Annotated in this window: 16 protein-coding genes, 2 rRNA genes and 1 pseudogene; 4 read left to right on the forward strand and 15 right to left on the reverse strand. The window is 73.9% G+C overall.

Going from position 1 to position 20,667, the window contains the following annotated elements; all coding sequences use genetic code 11:
* Nucleotides 1-226: 226 nt before the first annotated feature.
* A complete protein-coding gene (locus ACZ52J_RS32430; RefSeq protein WP_465623814.1) occupies nt 227-874 on the reverse strand; it encodes an NUDIX domain-containing protein in 648 nt (215 codons plus the stop codon).
* Nucleotides 875-980: 106 nt separating this feature from the next.
* Nucleotides 981-2,660 carry a CTP synthase gene (locus ACZ52J_RS32435; RefSeq protein ID WP_465623815.1) on the reverse strand — a complete coding sequence of 560 codons (1,680 nt, stop codon included), beginning with the start codon at nt 2,658-2,660 and terminating at the stop codon, nt 981-983.
* Between the two features lie 719 nt (nt 2,661-3,379).
* On the opposite strand from ACZ52J_RS32435, the gene ACZ52J_RS32440 reads away from it, so the two are divergent.
* Nucleotides 3,380-5,392: a glycoside hydrolase family 15 protein gene (locus ACZ52J_RS32440; protein WP_465623816.1), complete on the forward strand. Its 2,013-nt coding sequence runs from the start codon at nt 3,380-3,382 to the stop codon at nt 5,390-5,392.
* 42 nt (nt 5,393-5,434) lie between these two features.
* Here ACZ52J_RS32440 and ACZ52J_RS32445 read toward each other — a convergent pair whose 3' ends face one another.
* From ACZ52J_RS32445 to yczE, 3 genes are all read right to left on the reverse strand, one after another.
* Entirely contained in the window at nt 5,435-6,613 is a 1,179-nt protein-coding gene (locus ACZ52J_RS32445) for a glycosyltransferase family 4 protein (protein WP_465623818.1), read from the reverse strand.
* Nucleotides 6,614-6,780: 167 nt separating this feature from the next.
* A complete protein-coding gene (gene recN / locus ACZ52J_RS32450; protein ID WP_465623836.1) occupies nt 6,781-8,514 on the reverse strand; it encodes a DNA repair protein RecN in 1,734 nt (577 codons plus the stop codon).
* Nucleotides 8,515-8,602: 88 nt separating this feature from the next.
* On the reverse strand, nt 8,603-9,295 hold the full coding sequence (gene yczE, locus ACZ52J_RS32455; protein ID WP_465623819.1) for a membrane protein YczE: 693 nt from the start codon (nt 9,293-9,295) through the stop codon (nt 8,603-8,605).
* A 129-nt stretch (nt 9,296-9,424) separates the two neighbouring features.
* Here yczE and yczR point away from each other — a divergent pair, with 129 nt between their 5' ends.
* A complete protein-coding gene (yczR, locus tag ACZ52J_RS32460) occupies nt 9,425-10,924 on the forward strand; it encodes a MocR-like transcription factor YczR (protein ID WP_465623820.1) in 1,500 nt (499 codons plus the stop codon).
* Between the two features lie 48 nt (nt 10,925-10,972).
* On the opposite strand, the gene ACZ52J_RS32465 is transcribed toward yczR, so the two are convergent.
* The 4 genes from ACZ52J_RS32465 to ACZ52J_RS32480 all read right to left on the reverse strand — a co-directional run bounded on the left by ACZ52J_RS32465 (nt 10,973) and on the right by ACZ52J_RS32480 (nt 13,870).
* A complete protein-coding gene (locus tag ACZ52J_RS32465; protein WP_360500466.1) occupies nt 10,973-11,878 on the reverse strand; it encodes an NAD kinase in 906 nt (301 codons plus the stop codon).
* A 90-nt stretch (nt 11,879-11,968) separates the two neighbouring features.
* Nucleotides 11,969-12,775 carry a TlyA family RNA methyltransferase gene (locus ACZ52J_RS32470; protein ID WP_465623838.1) on the reverse strand — a complete coding sequence of 269 codons (807 nt, stop codon included), beginning with the start codon at nt 12,773-12,775 and terminating at the stop codon, nt 11,969-11,971.
* A 35-nt stretch (nt 12,776-12,810) separates the two neighbouring features.
* On the reverse strand, nt 12,811-13,035 hold the full coding sequence (locus ACZ52J_RS32475; RefSeq protein WP_360500463.1) for a hypothetical protein: 225 nt from the start codon (nt 13,033-13,035) through the stop codon (nt 12,811-12,813).
* Nucleotides 13,019-13,870, reverse strand: coding sequence for a hypothetical protein (locus ACZ52J_RS32480; RefSeq protein ID WP_465623822.1), 852 nt, complete (start codon nt 13,868-13,870; stop codon nt 13,019-13,021). Before ACZ52J_RS32480 ends, ACZ52J_RS32475 begins: the two co-directional genes overlap by 17 nt.
* 179 nt (nt 13,871-14,049) lie before the next feature.
* On the opposite strand from ACZ52J_RS32480, the gene ACZ52J_RS32485 reads away from it, so the two are divergent.
* Complete coding sequence (locus tag ACZ52J_RS32485; RefSeq protein WP_360500458.1) at nt 14,050-14,397, forward strand: SCP2 sterol-binding domain-containing protein; 348 nt, start codon at nt 14,050-14,052, stop codon at nt 14,395-14,397.
* A gap of 106 nt (nt 14,398-14,503) precedes the next feature.
* Here ACZ52J_RS32485 and ACZ52J_RS32490 read toward each other — a convergent pair whose 3' ends face one another.
* Both ACZ52J_RS32490 and ACZ52J_RS32495 read right to left on the reverse strand, forming a co-directional pair.
* Nucleotides 14,504-15,541, reverse strand: a complete 1,038-nt coding sequence (locus ACZ52J_RS32490) for an HAD-IIA family hydrolase (protein WP_465623823.1) — start codon at nt 15,539-15,541, stop codon at nt 14,504-14,506.
* Nucleotides 15,542-15,679: 138 nt separating this feature from the next.
* Complete coding sequence (locus ACZ52J_RS32495) at nt 15,680-16,297, reverse strand: tetratricopeptide repeat protein (RefSeq protein ID WP_465623824.1); 618 nt, start codon at nt 16,295-16,297, stop codon at nt 15,680-15,682.
* Nucleotides 16,298-16,389: 92 nt separating this feature from the next.
* Here ACZ52J_RS32495 and ACZ52J_RS32500 point away from each other — a divergent pair, with 92 nt between their 5' ends.
* The gene (locus tag ACZ52J_RS32500) at nt 16,390-17,760 is read left to right on the forward strand and encodes a DUF1015 domain-containing protein (RefSeq protein ID WP_360500450.1); all 1,371 of its coding nucleotides are present in this window, start codon (nt 16,390-16,392) and stop codon (nt 17,758-17,760) included.
* A 108-nt stretch (nt 17,761-17,868) separates the two neighbouring features.
* On the opposite strand, the gene ACZ52J_RS32505 is transcribed toward ACZ52J_RS32500, so the two are convergent.
* From ACZ52J_RS32505 to ACZ52J_RS32520, 4 genes and pseudogenes are all read right to left on the reverse strand, one after another.
* Complete coding sequence (locus tag ACZ52J_RS32505) at nt 17,869-18,807, reverse strand: tetratricopeptide repeat protein (RefSeq protein ID WP_465623840.1); 939 nt, start codon at nt 18,805-18,807, stop codon at nt 17,869-17,871.
* Between the two features lie 432 nt (nt 18,808-19,239).
* A pseudogene (locus tag ACZ52J_RS32510) lies at nt 19,240-19,827 on the reverse strand (DEAD/DEAH box helicase); the annotation flags it as partial.
* Nucleotides 19,828-20,301: 474 nt separating this feature from the next.
* A 5S ribosomal RNA gene (gene rrf, locus ACZ52J_RS32515) occupies nt 20,302-20,418 on the reverse strand.
* Between the two features lie 108 nt (nt 20,419-20,526).
* Nucleotides 20,527-20,667, reverse strand: a 23S ribosomal RNA gene (locus tag ACZ52J_RS32520); the annotation flags it as partial.

Below are 20,667 nucleotides of genomic sequence, written 5' to 3' on the forward strand. Positions count from 1 at the left end.
TCCCGATGTCGTTCCGCGCTCGGCACCCGGCGCCGGCATCCGGAGTTCGGCATCCGGCGCTGGCATCCGGTGCTGGGCATCCGGACGCGGCGCCCGGTGCTCAGCGGAGGCGGCCCGGAACGGGCGCCCTGTCTGCGAAGCGTAGTTCGACCGTCCGGCTCAGCCGAGGTGACATCCGGTCGTACGAACCGGCAAATCACCCGGGCGAATCAACCGGGAGGTTCGTTCACGCCTCGAAGGGCCGGGCCGGCCAAGGCGAGTCCGCCGGGCGCAGCGCGTTGAGCCCGTCCGGGCCGGTGAGCGCGGCGTGCACGGCGAGGGTGCCGGTGACCAGGGTCGGGTTGTGCAACTGCCCGGCCTGGATCAGTCCGATCAGTTCCGGCACCGGCACCCAGGCGACCTCGATCTCCTGTTCCTCGCCCTCGGCCGCGTAGCGCTCGCCCTCGGCCGCCGACAGGTCGGTGGCCAGGAACATCCGCAGGGCCTCGTCGGTGCCGCCCGGGGAGGTGTAGTAGTCGGCGAGGATCCGCCAGGTGCCGGCCTTGCAGTGCGCCTCCTCGTACAGCTCGCGCTGGGCGGCGTGCCACGGGTTCTCGCCGGGGACGTCGAGGAGGCCGGCGGGCAGCTCCCACAGGCGCTGGCGCACGGGGTGGCGGTACTGGCGCAGGACCAGCACCCGCTGCTCGTCGTCGAGCGCGAGCACCGAGACCGAGCCGGGGTGGGTCTGGTAGTCGCGGCGGGCCCAGCTGCCGTCGGGCATCCGGACCTCCTCGCTGCGCACGCCGGTGACCTTGCCCTGGAAGGGCGTCCCGCTCGCCCGGACCTCCCACTCCTCGGCCACGTCGGCGATCACCAGGTGGCTCTGCTCGTCCATCACTCTCCCCTTTTCGTCAGTACGACACAATCTAACGCCGAACGGCGGCCCCGCGGGAATCGCGGGGCCGCCGTCCGGTGAACGACCGAGGCCGAGGAGGGGAAGACTACGCGGAGGCCGCGGTCTTGATCTCGATGGCGGCCTTGACCAGGCCCGCGAACAGCGGGTGCGGGCGGGTCGGGCGGGACTTCAGCTCCGGGTGGGCCTGGGTGGCCACCAGGTAGGGGTGCACCTCGCGCGGGTACTCGACGTACTCGACCAGGTCGCCCTTGGGCGAGAGGCCGGAGAACATCAGGCCGGTCTTCTCCAGGTCCGCGCGGTAGGCGTTGTTGACCTCGTAGCGGTGGCGGTGGCGCTCCTCGACGTACTGCTCGCCGCCGTAGACCTCACGGACGATCGAGCCCTCGGCGAGCTTGGCCGGGTACAGGCCCAGGCGCATGGTGCCGCCCAGGTCGCCCTTGCCGTCGACGATGGCCAGCTGCTCGGCCATGGTGGAGACGACCGGGTGCTTGGCGGCGGCGTCGAACTCGGTGGAGTTGGCCTCCGGCAGGTCGGCCAGGTTGCGGGCCGCCTCGATGACCACGCACTGCAGGCCCAGGCACAGGCCCAGCAGCGGGACCTTGTTCTCGCGGGCGAAGGTGATGGCGCCGACCTTGCCGTTGACACCGCGGTCGCCGAAGCCGCCGGGGATGCAGATCGCGTCCACGTCGCCGAGCTGCTCGCGGGCGCCCTCGGGCGTCTCGCAGTCGTCCGAGGTGACCCACTTGATCTCGACGCGGGCGTTGTTGGCGAAGCCGCCGGCGCGCAGCGCCTCGGTCACCGACAGGTAGGCGTCGGGCAGGTCGATGTACTTGCCGACCAGGGCGACCTTGACGATGTGCTGCGGCTCGTGGACGCGGCGCAGCAGGTCGTCCCAGGTGGTCCAGTCCACGTCGCGGAACGGCAGGTCGAGGCGGCGCACCACATAGGCGTCCAGGCCCTCGCCGTGCAGCACCTTGGGGATGTCGTAGATCGACTTGGCGTCGATGGCCGCGACCACGGCCTCCTCGTCCACGTCGCACATCAGCGAGATCTTGCGCTTGATGGCCTGCGGGACCTCGCGGTCGGCGCGCAGCACGATGGCGTCCGGCTGGATGCCGATGTTGCGCAGCGCGGCGACGGAGTGCTGGGTGGGCTTGGTCTTCAGCTCGCCCGAGGGGCCGATGTACGGCAGCAGGGAGACGTGCACGAAGAACACGTTGTCCCGGCCGACCTCGTGGCGGACCTGGCGGACGGCCTCCAGGAACGGCAGCGACTCGATGTCGCCGACGGTGCCGCCGACCTCGGTGATCACGACGTCGACGTCCTCGGTCGCCATCCGGCGGATCCGGGACTTGATCTCGTTGGTGATGTGCGGGATGACCTGGACGGTGTCGCCCAGGTACTCGCCGCGGCGCTCCTTGGCGATGACGGTCGAGTACACCTGGCCGGTGGTGACGTTCGCCGAGCCGTGCAGGTTGGTGTCCAGGAACCGCTCGTAGTGGCCGATGTCCAGGTCGGTCTCGGCGCCGTCGTCGGTGACGAACACCTCACCGTGCTGGAACGGGTTCATGGTGCCCGGGTCCACGTTCAGGTACGGGTCGAGCTTCTGCATCGTGACGCGCAGGCCGCGGGCCTTGAGCAGCGCTCCGAGGCTGGAGGCGGTGAGCCCCTTGCCGAGCGAAGAGGCGACACCCCCGGTGACGAAGAGGTGCTTGGTCGTCACGGCTCGGCCGTTCGCTGCCTTGCCGGAATGGGGCTGTGCCAAGAGGGGGCTCCCGTGGGTCGCGTGTCGAAGGTGACGTGGGCGGGAGGCTCGGGGTTCGCCGGGCGACGGAGCCGGGTGCGGTGCACCGCGCTCGAAGGGTCGCCGGTTCGGCTGGTCCGGGGCGTTTTGATCCCGCCGGTCCACGGGATACCAGGGTAACAGTGACCCGACCGGGACGCCGTCCGGCCCGCGCGCGCCACTCCGGAGGCGCACGCCGGGCGCACCACCGGCGCATCATCCGCCGCATGCGTCACACCGGTCGCACAACCTACCGGACCGGGTCAGGCCGCGGCTTCCGTCCGGGTCATGGCGGCTCCTCCGTAAAGGCCACCCGGAGGTGATCCTTCCGGACCATCCTGCGCCACGCCCCCGCGATGCACGGCATTTCCGCCGAATTGCGGCGCCACATCGGGCTGCGCCCGCGTGCTTCGCCCCTTTCGTCCGTCGTAAGCTGCTCGGACGCATCGCCGACAGCACGAGCACGCGGAGGGCGTGGGAGCGTCAGGACACTCCCGGTCCCCGATGCGCGACCGGACCTCCCCGTAATTTCAGCTCATCCCCACCCACCCAGGGGCTCGAAGAGCCCCGCGCGGACACTCCAGCAAGGCCTGCCACCACCCCCGGCAGGCCGGACGTCCCGGGGTGGACCCCCGGCCCCGCAGACCGCTCGCTCTCTCCGCTCGCCGATGCCCTGACCACATTGCGAACTGGAGATCCACGTGGCCGGCCGTATCGAGGACTACGCACTCATCGGGGACATGCAGACCGCTGCCCTGGTCAGCAGGGACGGGGCGGTGGACTGGCTCTGCCTGCCCCGCTTCGACTCGCCGGCCGTGTTCGCCGGCCTGCTCGGCACCGATGAACACGGCTTCTGGCGGATCGGGCCCGCCGAAGCCGTCCTGACCGAGGTCCCCGCCCCCGCTGCCACGGCCCCCACCGGCGCGGCCCCCACCGGCGCGGGCCGACTCCGCGTCGCCGACACCGCCGACCTGCGCGTGCCCCCGCCCACCGCCTCCGCCCCCGCCGTGCCCGCGGACCGCCGCCGCTACCGGGGCGACTCGCTGATCCTCGAGCAGGAGTGGGACACCCAGGGCGGCACCGTCCGGGTGATCGACTTCATGCCGCCGCGCCCGCTGGCCGGCCGCGACGCCGTCCCCCAGGTGATCCGGATCGTCGAGGGCGTGGTCGGCACCGTCCGGATGCGCTCGGCGGTGCGGATGCGCTTCTCGTACGGCCGCATCGTGCCCTGGGTGCACCGGGTCGAGCAGGCCGACGGCAACCACCGCACCGTCGCCGTCGCCGGGCCCGACTCGGTCTGGCTGGACGGCGCGGCCGACACCTACGGCCGCAACCTCACCACCTACGCCGACTTCACCGTCACCGCCGGTGAGCGGATCGCCTTCGCCCTCACCTGGCAGGCCTCCCACCTGGAGGCGCCCACGGCCCCGGACGCCGAGGAGATGCTCGACGCCACCGCCGACTTCTGGCACGAGTGGGCCGACCAGTGCACCTACCAGGGCCCCTACCGCGAGGCCGTGATCCGCTCCCTGATCACCCTCAAGGGCCTCACCTACGCCCCCACCGGCGGCATCGTCGCCGCCCCCACCACCTCGCTGCCCGAGGACATCGGCGGCGAGCGCAACTGGGACTACCGCTACACCTGGCTGCGCGACGCCGCGATCACGCTCTCCTCCCTGCTGCGCACCGGCTACCGCGAGGAGGCCAAGGCCTGGCGCGAGTGGCTGCTGCGCGCCGTCGCGGGCGACCCGGAGAACCTGCAGATCATGTACGGCATCGCGGGCGAGCGCGAGCTCACCGAGTCCTCGCTGGACTGGCTGCCCGGCTACGAGGGCTCGCAGCCCGTCCGGGTCGGCAACGGCGCCGCCGGACAGCTCCAGCTCGACGTCTACGGCGAGGTCGTGGAGGCCCTGCACCTGGCCCACATGACCGGCCTGGTCCGCAACGACCACGCCCACCACCTGCAGCTGCGCCTCATCGACTACCTGGAGGAGCACTGGCAGGAGCCGGACGAGGGCATCTGGGAGGTCCGCGGCCCGCGCCGGCACTTCGTCCACTCCAAGGTGATGGCCTGGGTCGCCGTCGACCGCACCATCAAGCTGCTGGAGCAGACCCCCGAGGACGCCCCCGCCGACGGCCACCTGGAGCGCTGGCGCGAGCTGCGCGACACCATCCACCGGGACGTCTGCGACAAGGGCTACGACCCGGAGCGCAACACCTTCACCCAGTACTACGGCGGCAGGGAGCTGGACGCCTCGCTGCTGCTCATCCCCCAGGTCGGCTTCCTGCCGCCGGACGACAAGCGGGTGATCGGCACCATCGAGGCGATCCAACGCGAACTGTCCACCGAGGACGGCTTCGTGCTGCGCTACCCCACCCACGACGAGAGCGGCAACAACGTGGACGGCCTGTCCGGCCACGAGGGCGCCTTCCTGGCCTGCTCGTTCTGGCTGGCCGACGACCTCGCCATGATCGGCCGGGTGCAGGAGGCCCGCGACCTGTTCGACCGGCTGCTCTCGCTGCGCAACGACATCGGCCTGCTCGCCGAGGAGTGGGACCCGCGGCTCAAGCGCCAGGTCGGCAACTTCCCGCAGGCCTTCAGCCACGTCCCGCTGATCGACACCGCCCTGCGGCTGACCGCCTGCGGCGCCGCCTACCTGTCCGCCCAGCCGGACGGCCTGGCCGCCGACCGGGTCGAGCAGGCGACGGTCTGACGGTGTGGGGGCCTGTCCTCCCGAGGACAGGCCCCAGCCGCCCTAGCCGCGCTGGACCAGCTCGTCGTACGTGCTGAGCACCTGGGCGACGGTGGCCGCCTCGTCCGGCCAGGTCTCGGCCTGCTGCCGGCCGGCCGCCACCAGCCGCTCGCGGCGGACCGGGTCGGACAGCAGCCCGCGCACCTCGCCGCCGAGCGCGGCCGGGTCGCCGGAGGGCACCAGCACGGCGGCGTCGCCGACCAGTTCGGGGATGCCGCCGACGGCGGTGGCGACCACCGGCACGCCGGCCCGCATCGCCTCCTGCACCACCAGCGAGCGGGCCTCCCAGCGGCTGGGGACGACCACCACGTCGGCGGCGGCCAGCAGGTCGGGCACGTCGGTGCGGTAGCCGAGCAGCCGCACCGGCAGCTTCTCGGCTGCCACCCGCTCACGCAGCGCGCCCGCCTCCGGGCCGTCCCCAGCGAGCAGCACCAGCGGCTCCGGGTCCAGGGCGGACAGCTCCCGGGTGGCGTCCAGCAGCAGCCCGAAAGCCTTCTGCGGGACGAGCCGGCCCACCGCCAGCACCAGCGGGCGGTCCGGGCCCGCACCGAGCAGCGCGGCCCGCGCCTCGACCCGGCCGAGCCGGCCCTCGGGCATCGGCGGGGCGGCCACCGGACCCAGCCGGGCGTCGGTGGCGCCCAGTTCGCGGGCCCGGGCGACCAGGTCGGAGGAGGCGCCGAGGACCAGGTCGGCGGCGCGCGCGACCCGGCGTTCCATCAGCCGCTGCAGGCGGCGCTCCATGCCGGTGGCCAGCAGCGCGTGGTGCGAGGTGACCACCAGCGGGGTCTCGGGGCGCAGGCCCGGGAAGCGGCCGGCGGTGCGCAGCGCGAGGTCGGAGAGCAGCCCGGCGCGCAGCCCGTGGGCGTGCACCACGTCCGCGCCGGTGAAGGCCCGGCGCAGCTCGCCGATCGCGGTGGCGTCGCTGCGGGCGCCCGCGGTGGGGGTGATGTCGACGGTGTGGAACCTGGCGCCCGTGCGGGAGAAGCCGAACAGGGCGTCCGTGCCGGCCGGCGCGCAGACCGTGACGATCACTCCGTGCGCGACCAGGCCCTGGGCCAGGGAGCGCACGTGCGCACCGATGCCGCCGGTGCTGGCGGCCAGGACGAGTACCACGTGCAGCTGCCCCGGTTCCGGGGCGGCCGCGGTGGCCCGGGCGGCGGAATGGTCCACGTCGTCTCGCATCCGACTCGATCAGGTTCGCGCGCCGCTTCGCGAGGGTTGCCCGCCGGGCGGCGCTCGGGGCTGGGAAGCCAGTGTCCAGCGGCCACCATGCCAGGTCGGCGGCCCTCTTGGACAGTCGGCGCCACCCGGGGCGCGTCGCCGACGATCCGCGGGGCCGCCGCCGTCGGCTACCGGTGGCGCGGGGCCCGGGCGGCGGCCAGCAGCTCCTCGGCGTGGGCGCGGCCCAGCTCCGAGTCCTCCAGGCCGGCCAGCATCCGGGAGAGTTCGCGCACCCGCTCCTCGTCGTTCAGCACCTTGACACCGCTGCGGGTCACGGTGCCGTCGTTGGTCTTCTCCACCACCAGGTGCCGGTCCGCGAACGCGGCGACCTGCGGGAGGTGGGTGACGACCACGACCTGGGCGGACTCGGCCAGTTTGGCCAGCCGTCGGCCGATCTCGACCGCGGCCTTGCCGCCGACGCCCGCGTCCACCTCGTCGAACAGGTAGGTCGGGACGGGGTCGGCGCCCGCGAAGACCACCTCGACGGCGAGCATCACGCGGGACAGCTCACCGCCGGAGGCGCCCTTGGCGATCGGCCGGGGCTGGGCGCCCGGGTGCGGGGCGAGCAGCACCTCGACCTCGTCCACGCCGTGCGGGCCGTACGCGACGGTGCGGCCGCCGACCTCGATCCCGCCCAGGTCGTCGACCTGGCTGAGCGAGAAGGTCACCCGGGCGTGCGGCATGGCCAGTTCGGCGAGTTCGGCGGACACGGCTTCGGCGAAGCGCCCGGCCGCGGCCTGCCGGGCGGCCGACACCTCGGCCGCGAGTTCGGCCAGCTCGGTCCGCAGCTCGGTCTCCCGGGCGCCGAGGTCGTCGATCCGGTCGTCGTCGCCGTCGAGTTCGGCGAGCCGGAGGGCGCCGGCCTCGGCCCAGGCGATCACCTCGGCGAGGGTGTTGTCCTCGCCGCCGTACTTGCGCAGCAGTTGGGACAGCACGGCCCGGCGGTCCTCGACGGCGGCCAGGCGCACCGGGTCGGCGTCCAGGTCGTCGGCGTAGCCGGCCAGGTCGCCGGCCACGTCGGCGAGCAGGTAGCCGACCTCGTTGAGCCGGTCGGCGAGGGCGGCCAGGCGCTCGTCGTGGTGGCGCACGGCGTCCAGGGCGCGGCGGGACTGCGCGAGCAGGGTGCCGGCGTCCAGGGCCTCCGGGTCGGCCGGGTCGCCGGCCAGCGCGGCGTGCGCGAGGGTCGCGGCGGAGGACAGCGCGTCGGCGTGGCCGAGCCGCTCGGCCTCGGCCGCGAGCTCGACGTCCTCGTCGGCCACCGGCTCGGCGGCGGCGATCTCGTCCAGCCCGAAGCGCAGCAGGTCGGCCTCCTGGGCGCGCTCGCGGGCCCGGGTGGTCAGCTCCTCCAGGGTCGCCGAGACCTCGCGCAGGACGCGGTAGGTCTCCCGGTAGCGGGCCAGCGGCTCGGCCACCGCCCCGCCCGCGTACCGGTCCAGCGCGCCGCGCTGGCGGGCCGGGCGCAGCAGGCGCTGCTGGTCGGTCTGGCCGTGCACGGCGATCAGGTCCTCGCCGAGTTCGGCGAGCAGCCCGACCGGGACGGCCCGACCGCCGACGTACGCCCGGGAGCGGCCCTCGGCGGAGACGGTCCGGCTGATCAGCAGGGCTCCGTCGTCCAGTTCGGCCCCGGCCTCGACGGCGCGGGCCGCCACCGGGGAGTCGGCGGGCAGTTCCAGTCGGCCCTCGACGACGGCCCGTCCGGTGCCGTTGCGCACCAGGCCCGGGTCGGCTCGCCCGCCGAGCAGCAGGCCGAGGCTGGTGACGACCATGGTCTTGCCGGCGCCGGTCTCACCGGTCACGGCGGTGAAGCCGGGGGCGAGTTCGACCACCGCGTCGTCGATGACCCCTAGATCCCGTATCCGCATCTCGTCCAACACGGAGACGACCTTACGAGGTTCCGCCCCCGGCGCGCGACGAGCGGCAACGGCGGGCGGCAACTCCGTGCCCCGAAATTCACCCCTTCCGGGAGTTTCGCGCGGGCGTCGGCGCGGTGCACCAGGGCAGGAAGATCTGCACCAGCGGGCCGATGGCCAGCGCGTATGCGACGGTGCCGACCCCGGCGGTGCCGCCGAGCAGCAGGCCGGCGGCCAGAACGGTCAGTTCGATGCCGGTGCGGATCAGCCGCAGCGAGCGGCCGGTGCGCCGGTGCAGGCCGGTCATCAGACCGTCGCGCGGGCCGGGGCCGAGGCGGGCACCGATGTAGAGGCCGCTGGCCAGGCCGTTGAGCACGATCGCGGCGGCCGTCACGGCGATCCGGGCGGGCAGGGCCGCGAAGTCGTCGACGATCCGCAGCGTGAGGTCCATCGCCGCGCCGATCACCAGCACGTTGGCGACGGTGCCCAGCCCCGGACGCTGGCGCAGCGGTATCCACAGCAGCAGCACCAGGGCGCCGCAGATGGTCACCCAGGCACCGACCGAGAGGCCGACGCTGCGCTGCAGACCCTGGTGCAGGACGTCCCAGGGGTCGAGTCCGAGGCCGGAGCGGAGCATCAGCGCCATGCTCACGCCGTACAGGGCGAGGCCGGCGAACAGCTGCGGGATCCGGCGGCCCAGGCCGTGGGTGTCGCCGAGGACGCGGACCGCGAGGGAGGCCTTCCCGGTGGCGGGTACGGGCGCGGTCGGTACGGGGGTGGTCGTGGTGGCCAAGGGTGCTCCTGCGGTGGTGCTGCACCTCCGGGCGGCCCGGCGGTGGCGGCCGACACGGCCACTCTGCCATGATGACCGGGCCAAAACGACGCCCTCCAGGGCCAATCCAGAGCAAGTGGACTGATCTCCATGGCCGACTGGCACACCACCGTCACCCCGCCCGCGCTGGCCCGGCTGCTCGCCACCGCCCGGCTCCCCGAACCGGCCGCCGCCCGCCGCCCCGCCTACCGCACCCTCGCCGGGCAGATCCGGCTGCTGGTCACCGAGGGCCGGCTGCCGGTCGGCGCCCGCCTGCCCGCCGAACGCGAGCTGGCCACCGCCCTGGAACTGAGCCGCACCACCGTCGCCACCGCGTACGAGACGCTGCGCGGCGACGGCTACCTGCACAGCCGGCGCGGCGCGGGCAGCTGGACCGCCCTGCCCGAGGGCGCCCCGCCGCCCGGCGACGCCCTGCACCCCGTCCCGCCGGACGAGCAGGGCCGCACCCTGGACCTCGGCGTCGCCGCACCGCCCGCCCCGCAGCCCTGGCTCGGCGCCGCCGCCGCCCGGGCCGTCGAACAGCTGCCGTACTACGCCTCCGGGCACGGCCACTACCCCACCGGCGTCCCGGTGCTGCGCGAGGCCGTCGCCCGCCGCTACACCGAGCGCGGGCTGCCCACCACACCCGACCAGATCCTGATCACCACCGGCGCGATGGGCGGCCTGCACCTGGTCCAGCGGGCGCTGGTCGGCCGCGGCGACCGGGTCGCCGTCGAGGCCCCCAGCTACGCGCACACCCTGCAGGCCCTGCGGCTGTCCGGCGCCCGCCTGGTCCCGGTGCCGTACGCCTACCACCCCACGACGAGGTGGGACCTCCCGGAGTGGCAGCGGGTGCTGCGCGGCGCCGCCCCCAAGCTCGCCTACGTGATCCCGGACTTCCACAACCCGACCGGCGCGCTGATCGGCGAGGAGCAGCGCCGCGAGTTGCTGGCCGCCGCCCGGGCCGCCGGGAGCATCGTGCTGGTGGACGAGACCACCGCCGAACTCGGCTGGGGCGTACCGGAGTCCGAGCCGCTGCCGCGCCCGATGGCGGCGCTGGGCCGGTCCGCCCAGGTGGTCACCGTCGGCTCGGCCGGCAAGCTCCTCTGGGGCGGTCTGCGGATCGGCTGGGTCCGGGCCGCGCCCGCGCTGGTGCGCCGGCTGGCCGGCGAGCGGGTCTACAGCGACGTCGGCACCCCGGTGCTGGACCAGCTGATCGCCGCCGAGCTGCTGGGCGAACCCCTGGCCGCCGTCCGGGCGCACCAGCTGGACCGGCTGCGGGCCGCCGCACACGCCTTCGCCGCCGCGCTGCCCGAGCGACTGCCCGGCTGGACCTTCCCGATGCCGACCGGCGGGCTCGCGCTCTGGGTCTCCACCGGCGGCCTGTCCGGTGCGGCGCTGGCGCAGGTCGGGGAACGCGACGGGGTGCGGATCGCCTCGGGCAACCGCTTCGGCTCGGACGGCGCGTTCGAGCACCACATCCGGATCCCGCTCACCGTGCCCGCCGTGGCTGTTCCGGCCGCCGTCGAACGCCTCGCCGCGACGGCCGCCCGCGCGGCGGCCGGCGGTCGGCTCGGCTCGGCCGACGAGGCCCAGCCGCTGGCGGTCTGACGGACCGTCGACGGCCGGGCCTGCCGGTCCGTTGTGGTGCGGCTCGTCCTACTGGTGGTCCGCCCGGCCGCGCCAACCCGTCACGGGCAGCGCGAACTTGGCCACCAGCCGGTCGGTGAACGGCGCCCGGTGCAGTCTGGCCAGCCGCACCGGGGTCCGTCCCCGGCGGACCTCCACCCGTGCCCCGGCGGGCAGTTCGACCGAACGCCGCCCGTCGCACCAGAGCACGCCGTGCGGGGTCTTCGGCTGCACCTCGACGGCCAGCACCGACTCGGGCGAGGTCACCAGCGGCCGGGCGAACAGCGCGTGCGCCGAGATCGGCACCATCAGCAGCGCTTCGACCTCCGGCCACACCACCGGCCCGCCGCCGGAGAACGCGTACGCGGTGGACCCGGTCGGCGTCGCGCACACCACGCCGTCGCAGCCGAAGTTGGAGACCGGGCGGCCGTCCACCTCGGTCACCACCTCCAGCATCCGCTCCCGGGACGCCTTCTCGATCGAGGCCTCGTTCAACGCCCAGTCCTCGTGCAGCACGTCGCCGTTGGTGCGGACGATGACGTCGATCGTCATCCGCTCCTCGACCTCGTAGTCGGCGTCGACCACCCGCTCGACCACCACGGCCAGATCGTCCCGCTCGGCCTCGGCGAGGAAGCCCACCCGGCCCAGGTTGATCCCGAGCATCGGCAGCCCGTGCGAGCGCGCCAGCTCGGCCCCGCGCAGCAGCGTCCCGTCCCCGCCGGCCACCAGGATCAGCTCGCAGCCGTCCGCCGCCCCGGGGCCCTCGGCCACCTTCTCGACGCCGTCGGGCAGGTCCAGGTCGACCGCCTCGGCCTCCAGCAGTCTGATCCGGAGCCCGGCCTTCAGCAGCCCGTGCACCAGGCTCTCGACGCTGCGCAGCGCCGCCTCCCGGCCGGTGTGCGCGATCAGGAAGACCGTACGTTCTTCATCGCTCATGCCGCTGCCCTCTCCCTCACGCCTGCCGGGTCACCCTCGGCCCGGTGCGGCCCCCATACAGCATGACGGGCCGGACGTCCGCTGAGCACCCTATCGGGGCCCCTCCGCCACGGCCCGGTCCGCGTCCGCGGGGTCCAGCTGCGGGGCGTCCCGGCGCAGCCAAAGGAAGTACTCCACGTTGCCGGACGGTCCCGGCAGGGGGCTCGCGGTGACGGCGCGCACGCCAAGCCCGAGCGCCCACGCCTGCCCGGCCACCTGGCGCACCATCTCGGCGCGCAGCTCGGGGCTGCGCACCACCCCGCCGCTGCCCAGTCGCTCCTTGCCGATCTCGAACTGCGGCTTGACCATCAGCACCAAGTCAGCGTCCTCGGCCGCGCAGGAGGCGAGGGCGGGGAGCACCAGGCCCAGCGAGATGAACGACAGGTCGCCCACCACGAGGTCCACCGGGGTGCCGCCGATGAGGTCCGTGGTCAGCTCGCGCACATTGGTGCGGTCCATCACGGTGACCCTCTCGTCGCTCTGCAGCGACCAGGCGAGCTGCCCGTACCCGACGTCCACCGCCAGCACGCCGGCCGCCCCGGCGCGCAGCAGCACGTCGGTGAACCCGCCGGTGGAGGCGCCCGCGTCCAGCGCCCGGCGGCCCTCGACCACCAGACCCTGCGGCACAAAGGCGGCGAACGCCCCGGCGAGCTTGTGGCCACCGCGCGAGACGTAGTCGGGGTCGTTCTCGTCCTTGGCCACCACGACCGCCGCCGAGGTCTCCACCTGGGTGGCCGGCTTGGTCGCGGTGGTGCCGCCGACGGTCACCCGCCCGGCCGCGATCAGCTCGGACGCGTGCTCACGCGACCGGGCCAGCTTGCGGCGGACCAGCTCCGCGTCGAGTCGGCGTCGTGCCACTGCCACTGGTGTTCAGCTCCTACGGATCCCACGGGTCATTCCTGGTCGAGCGCGGCCAGCGTGTCGGCGAGCCGCTGGTGAACATCTTCGTACACCGCGACGTGCGCCTCGGCGGGGACCCCGTCCAAGGCCTCCAGCCGGGCCAGTCCGGCGTCCACCGCGGGATGGCCGGTGGGCAGCAGGTCGACGCCGAGCGGCTCCACCTGCTGGGCCTGCGCGCCCGCCTCGGCCGCTCCGGCCGGTTCACTCGTCTCGGGCATCGGGCTTCTTCGCGCTGGTGGCCTTGCGGACGGTGGTCTTCCTGGTCGCCGTGCGCTTCGCGGGCGCCTTGGACTGCGCGGCGGACTGCTCGGCGGTGGTGGTCTTCTTGACGGTCGTCGTCTTCCTGGCGGCGGTCCGCTTGGCGGCGGACTTCTCGGCCGCGCTCTCCTTGGCCGCGGCCTTCTTCGCGGCGGGCTTCTCGGCCGGAGCCGCCTTCTTCGCCGCCGTCTTCCGCGCGGCGGCCTTCCGCGGCGCCGCCTTCCGCTCCTGCTCCTGCTCCTGCTCCTGCTCCTGCGGCGGAGTCGGCGCGAGCAGCGCCACCGGCGGAACCGGCGGATCGACCTCGACCGGCTCGTCCACCTCCACCCGCTCGGCGACTATCGGCTGCCCCGCCGACCGGCCCGCCGACGGCTCGTCCTCGTATTCCCAGCCGCGTCCGAACAGGTCGTCCGCCCGCGGCGCAGGGACCGGCTCCTCGGCACCGTACGCACCCTCGCCGGGCGTCGCCGCCGGAACCTCCTCCTCCACCTCGCGCAGCTTGCTCTCCAGGTACGCCAGCACCACGCCGACCTTGGTGACCTGGTCACCGACCTTCTCGAAGACCTTCTCCGCCTCGTTGCGCGCCACCCCGACCGCCAGGTCCACCCCGGCCAGCCCGGCGGTGACCGCCTCCCCCGCCAAGGTCTGCAGCGTCTTCGCCGACGGCGGGAACTCCCCGCCCAGCCGACGCTCGACCTCCGCGACGTCGACCCCCGCCTTCTCCAGGATCGAGGCCGCCGTCACGACGACCCGCTTGCCGACCTCCTCGACCACCTCGGCAGCGGTCTCCACCACTCCCCGAACCGTCCTCGGCAGCATCCGGGTGCCTCCCAATCGCCTACGCGCGTCGCTCCGTCGCCCTCGGTACCCGAGCCGTTCCGGGCACCCCACTGACGACGCTACCGCCAAAACCCCGCTGAGGTACCGTGGCCCGCAGTCAGCACCGTAGCGACCGCGGGAGGGAGCCGCCGCCCATGGCGAACGCCGAGGAGTGCCGGGAGGCGCTGGAGCAGCTCAGCCGGAACATGGCGAAGTCCACCGGTGACGTCCGCAAGGCCGCGTCCCTCGACCGCTCGCTCAGCTGCCGGATCACCGACCTCGACCTGACCTTCACCGGGCGGCTGCGCGAGGGCCGGATCCAGGACGTGGTCACCACGCCCGGCCCGCCCGCCGGGAAGGCCGAGATCCGGCTCACCATGAGCAGCGACGACCTGGTCGCGCTGGTCGGCGGCCGGCTCAACTTCGCCTCCGCCTGGGCGAGTGGCCGGGTCCGGCTGGAGGCGGGCTTCCGCGACCTGCTGCGGCTGCGCACCCTGCTCTGAACCCGGCCTGCCCCGCCACGAAACCTCAGGAACGGAAAGCTCGGGGACGCAAAGCCCTCGGGGCCGTAAAGCCCTCCGGGACCCCGGGACTCGAAAGCCTCGGGGCTCAGAAGCCCAGCTCGGCCAGCGTCTTCCGTCCGTCCACCGGCTCGCCGCCCGCGTCCAGCGCCGTCCACGCCGCCGCGCACAGCGCCCGCAGGCCGTCCCAGCGGTCCCCGGAGCCGGTCAGCCGCAGCGCGCCGCCCTCGACGCCGGCGACCCAGCCTCCGCACGCGAAGCCGTCGGCCTGGGCCGTCACCGCCGCGTGCGGGACCAGCAGTCCGCGCAGGTCGGCCGCCAGGTAGGTCGGCCGGTGCTCGACCGGGGCCGCCAGCAGCAGCTCGGGGGTGGTCACCCCGGTGAAGACCAGCAGACTGTCCACCCCGCCGTTGAACGCGCCCTCGATGTCGGTGTCCAGCCGGTCCCCGACCACCAGCGGCCGCTTCGCGCCGGTACGCAGCACGGTCTCCCGGTGCATGGGCGGCAGCGGCTTGCCCGCCACCTCCGGCTCCACCCCGGTCGCCGCCCGCACCGCCGCCACCAGCGTGCCGTTGCCCGGCGCGATCCCGCGCGCCCGCGGCACCGTCAGGTCCAGGTTGGACGCCACCCACGGCAGCCCGCTCTGCACCGCGTACGCGGCCTCCGCCAGGTCCGTCCACCCCACCGAGGGGTCGAAGCCCTGGACCACCGCGAGCGGCTGGTCGGCCAGCGAGCGGACCGCGACCAGGCCCTGCTCGGCCAGCGCCTCGTCCAGCCCGAGACCGCCCACGACCAGCACCTTCGCCCCGGCCGGGACCTTCTCGGCGACCACCCGGGCGGCCGCCTGGGCCGAGTTGATCACGTCCCCCGGCTCGGCCGGCACGCCCAGCTCGGTCAGGTGCTCGGCCACCACGCGCGGCGGGCGGGAGGCGTTGTTGGTCACGTACGCGAGCCGCATCCCGGCCGTCCGGGCGGCGTCCAGCGCGGCCACCGCGTGCTCGATCGCGTGCGCGCCCGCGTAGACCACGCCGTCCAGGTCCAGCAGCGCCGTGTCGTAGGCCTCGGTCAGCGGCCGCTCGCTGCCGCCGGGGGCGGTCCGTCGCACGGGGGTGGCCGTCTCGGTCATGGCTGCGCTACCTCATTCACTGCGTCGTCGGTCACGTCGGTCACGTCGTTCACCTCGGCGCCGCACCGCGCGGTGCGGCACTGCGCCCCTCGGTCGGACGCCAGCCGGTCGGACGCCCATCGGTCGGGCGCGGGCCGGTCAGGCGTCGCCGTCGCCGCCGTCCGGCTCTCCCCCGACCGGGTCCGCGGCACCGGGCGGGGGCGCCAGGTACCCGGGTGCCCCCGGCAGCAGCGGGCCGTACGCGCCGGTCCGGGCCGCCAGCGTCGCCCGGGTCTGCCGCAGGGCCGCCCGGTAGTGGTCGGTCTCCGGCCGCATCGCCACGGCGAGCGCCAGGTGCTCGGCGGAGGTCTCGAAGTCGCCCAGCCGGGCCGCCGCGACCCCCCACCCGAACTGAGCGTAGTCGTCCGCCGGGTCGGCCAGCGCCACGGCCCGGAAGTTCTCCAGCGCCGCCGCGTACGAACCCGCGTCGAACTGGGCGCGGGCCAGCGCCTCCCGGATGCTGCGCGAGTGCGGCTCGGCCGCCACCGCCCGGGCCAGCAGCTGCTCGGCGGCCGCCGGATGCCCCTGCGCCAGCAGCCGCGCGCCCCGGCGGAACCAGTCGTACACGTCCCCGGTGGGCTCCCCGGAGCGGCTCTGCGACGGCACCCCGCCGACCGGCCCGCCACCCTCGGCCGGAGCGCCCCCGCCCGTGGCACCGACCGGCCCGCCCGACCCGGCAAGACCGCTGCCGTCCACCCGTTCCTGCCCGTCGTCCATGCCGTACCTCGCCCTCGGTCGCACACCCGCCCCACCGCTCGGCGCGGGCATTCCGATCTCTCAACAACGCGTACCCGGTTACGATGCCCAGAATGAGCACACCCAGTGCAGAAGACGGAGTCGAGACTCCCGAGGGCGGCCCCGGCGATCCCGGGCACGTCGCCACCGCCGGCCTGTCCCTGTCCCCCTTCCGCGGCCTGCGCTACGTCCCCGACCGGGTCGGCGCCCTGGCCGCGGTGATGTCCCCGCCGTACGACGTCGTCGACCCGGGCCGTCGGCTCGACCTGGAGACCGGCGACCCGCACAACGTGGTCCGGCTGATCCTGCCCAGGCCCGAGCCCGAGGACGCCGGCGACCGGCCCGACCGCGACACCCGGTACCGGCACGCCGCGCGGCTGCTGGCCGCCTGGCAGCGCGAGGGGATCCTCGCCGCCGACCCGGATCCCGCGATCTACGTCTACGAGCAGCGGGTGCCCGCCACCGCCGACTCCCCCGAACTGCTCCAGCGCGGCCTGATCGGCGCCCTCGCGGTGAGCGGCCGCGAGGCCGGCGTCGTCCTCCCCCACGAGGACGTGATGCCCCGGCCGGTCGCCGACCGGGTCGGCCTGATGCGCACCACCCGGGCCAACCTCGAACCGCTGCTGCTCACCTACCGGGGTGACGGCGGCGCCTCCGGCGTGATCGAGCGGACGGTCGCGGGCGAGCCGCTGCTCTCCACCGCCACCAGCGACGGCACCCACCACCGCCTGTGGGCCGTCACCGACCCGGCCGACATCGCCGAGATCAGCCGCGACCTGGCCACCTGCCGGGCGCTGATCGCCGACGGCCACCACCGCTGGGAGATGTACCTGCGCCTCCAGCGCGAGCACCGCCACCTGCCGCGCAGCCCCTGGGACCGCGGCCTGGTGCTCCTGGTGGACACCGCCCGCTACCCGCTGCGGGTCCGCGCCATCCACCGCGTGCTCTACCGGCTGCCGGTGGCCGAGGCGCTGGAGAAGCTCGGCGACCAGTGGCAGGTCAAGGAGGTGCCCGGCCCGCTGCCGGCGGCGCTCCAGGCGCTCGCCGAACAGAAGCGGCACGGCGGCAACGGCTTCGTGCTGACCGGCGGCGACGGCGTCTACTGGCTGCTCGGCGAGCCCGATGAGGCCCTGCTGGACGCCACCGTGCCGCGCGACCGGCCCGAGGAGTGGCGCCACCTGGACGCCACCGTCCTGCACGCCACCCTGCTCGACCGCACCTGGCACGTCCCCGACGGCCCGGACGACATCGGCTACCTGCACACCGCCCTGGCCGCCGAGCAGGAGGCCGCCCGCACCGGCGGCACCGCCGTCCTGCTGCACCCCGTCCGGGAGAGCGTGGTGCGACGGCTGGCCGAACAGGGCGTCACCATGCCGCGCAAGTCCACCTCCTTCGGGCCGAAGCCGGCCACCGGACTGGTGCTGCGCAACCTCGCGCTGGGTTGACCTCGCGCCGGGCCGACGCCACGTCGGCGGCCCGGACGCCGTGAGGCCCTGCCGTTCCCGGATCTCCCGGGGAACGGCAGGGCCTCACGGCGTTGCCGGGGGGACAGCTCAGCCCTTGGCCTCGTCCTTGTCCTCGACCTCGGTGTCCTCGTCCTTGACCGCCTCGGCCTTGACCGCCTCGGCCTCGGCGGCGCGGGCGCGCTCGGGCACCACGCCGTCGAACTCGTCGTCGATCTCGAGGTCGTCCTCGTCGTAGAACTCCTCGACGTCCTCCTCGTCCTCGAAGATCACGCGGTCGTCGGCAACCTCGCCGCCGCGCTTCTTCGCAGGGGCCTCGGCCTTCTCGGTCTCCTCCTCGGCCAGCTCCGGGTCGAGCGCGTCGGTGAACTCCACGCCGTCGATCTCGGCGAGCCGCTCCGCAGCGTTGGTGGTGCCGTCGGTGTCGGCCTCCGCCGCCTTGGCGAACCAGTCACGGGCCTCGTCGCCACGGCCGGCCGCGATCAGCGCCTCGGCGTAGGCGTACCGCAGGCGAGCGGTCCACGGCTGCACCGAGCTGGACGCCAGCTCCGGGCTCTGCAGGGTCACCACGGCGGCGTCGAACTGCTCCATGTCGCTGCGGGCACCGGCCGCCACCAGGCGCATCTCGACCTGGCCCGACTTGTCCAGCTGCTTCACCTCGGGCTCACCGGCCATCGCCAGCGCCCGCTCCGGACGGCCCAGACCGCGCTCGCAGTCGGCCATCACCGGCCACAGGTCCGCCCGGCCGGTCATCCGGCGGGCGGCGCGGAACTCGGTCAGCGCCTCGGAGTAGCGCTGCGTCATGTACGAGGCGAAACCGGCCGCCTCACGGACGGCGGGCACACGGGACGCCAGACGGAGCGCGACGCGCGAGTACTGGTAGGCCTCCTCCGCGTCGCCGTCGAGCAGACGGGCCACCATCACCAGGTTGCGGGCGACGTCGTCCGCAAGGGTCTTGGGCAGGCTCTTGAGCTCCTGACGCACGTCCGCGTCCAGCTCGAACCCGGTGACGTCCTCCGGGATCGGCAGGCGCCTGACGGGCTCGAAGTTGCCCCGGCGGTCGTCGTAGTCCCGACGGCCCCGGTCGTCGTGGCGGTCGTCGCCACCGCGGTAGCCGCCGGAGGGACGGTCGTCGCGACGGAAACCGCCACGGTCCCCACCGCGGTCATCGCGGCGGAAACCGCCACGGTCACCGCCGGACGGGCGGTCGCCACGGTCGCGGTTGAAGCCACCGCCGGACGAGCGGTCGTCGCGACGGAAACCACCGCGGTCGCCACCGCGGTCGTCACGGTCACGGTTGAAGCCGCCACCGGAGGGGCGGTCGTCACGACGCGGACGGTCGTCACGGTCACGGTTGAAACCGCTCGGCCGGTCGTCACGACGGAAACCGCCACGGTCGCCACCGCGGTCATCGCGGTCACGGTTGAAGCCGCCACCGGAGGGGCGGTCGTCACGACGCGGACGGTCGTCACGGTCACGGTTGAAACCGCCGCCGGACGGGCGGTCGTCACGACGGAAACCACCGCCGGAGGGACGGTCGCCACGGTCACGGTTGAAACCGCCACCGGAGGGACGGTCGTCGCGACGGAAACCGCCACGGTCCCCACCGCGGTCGTCACGGTCACGGTTGAAACCGCCACCGGACGGGCGGTCGTCACGGCGGAAGCCACCGCCGGAGGGACGGTCGCCACGGTCACGGTTGAAGCCACCACCGGAGGGACGGTCGCCACGGTCACGGTTGAAGCCACCACCGGACGGGCGGTCGTCACGACGGAAACCACCGCGGTCGCCACCGCGGTCGTCACGGTCACGGTTGAAGCCGCCACCGGACGGGCGGTCGTCACGACGCGGACGGTCGTCACGGTCACGGTTGAAACCGCTCGGCCGGTCGTCACGACGGAAACCGCCACCGGACGGGCGGTCATCGCGGCGGAAGCCACCGCCGGAGGGACGGTCGCCACGGTCACGGTTGAAGCCACCACCGGACGGGCGGTCGCCACGGTCACGGTTGAAACCACCACCGGACGGGCGGTCGCCACGGTCACGGTTGAAACCACCACCGGAGGGACGGTCGTCGCGACGGAAACCGCCACGGTCCCCACCGCGGTCGTCACGGTCGCGGTTGAAACCGCCACCGGAGGGGCGGTCGTCACGACGGGGACGGTCGTCACGGTCATCGCGGCGGGAGCCGCCACGGTCGTTCGACCAGCCCCCACGGGACCGGGGCTCGTAGCCTCGGCCATCGTCCGATCGACGCTCGGGACGGTCCTGGGGCTGGTTCGACATCGTGGTGACTCCTTCTGCTGCTTCAGCTTCACCGCGCGGGCCGTGCGTGCAACTCCCGCTGCGCTCACGCGGTTTCGGCGCCGGCCTCCTGGCCCGCGCACCTTCTCCATTGTCCGACATGTCGGGACCCTCCGCGTCTGGGCGGAAGTCCTGTCCTGCCGGACTTGTTCACGTTCGTAAAACACAAAAAAGGCCGCGGCCCCAGCGAATCGCTGGGGCCGCGGCCTTTGAATAATTGTTCGGCGGCGTCCTACTCTCCCACAGGGTCCCCCCTGCAGTACCATCGGCGCTGTGAGGCTTAGCTTCCGGGTTCGGAATGTAACCGGGCGTTTCCCTCACGCTATGACCACCGAAACCCTATCGGGTATTCAGCGAAACACACTTTTCAATTGATAAGTGTTTCCTTGTTCGCCGGCGATAGCTGTTCGCTACCCGGGAACCACACAGTGAACGCGAGCGTCTGAGGACAAGCCCTCGGCCTATTAGTACCGGTCAACTCCACCCCTCGCAGGGCTTCCATATCCGGCCTATCAACCCAGTCGTCTACTGGGAGCCTTACCCTCTCAAGGAGGTGGGAGTGCTCATCTCGAAGCAGGCTTCCCG

The organism is Kitasatospora sp. NPDC034035, assembly GCF_055575755.1.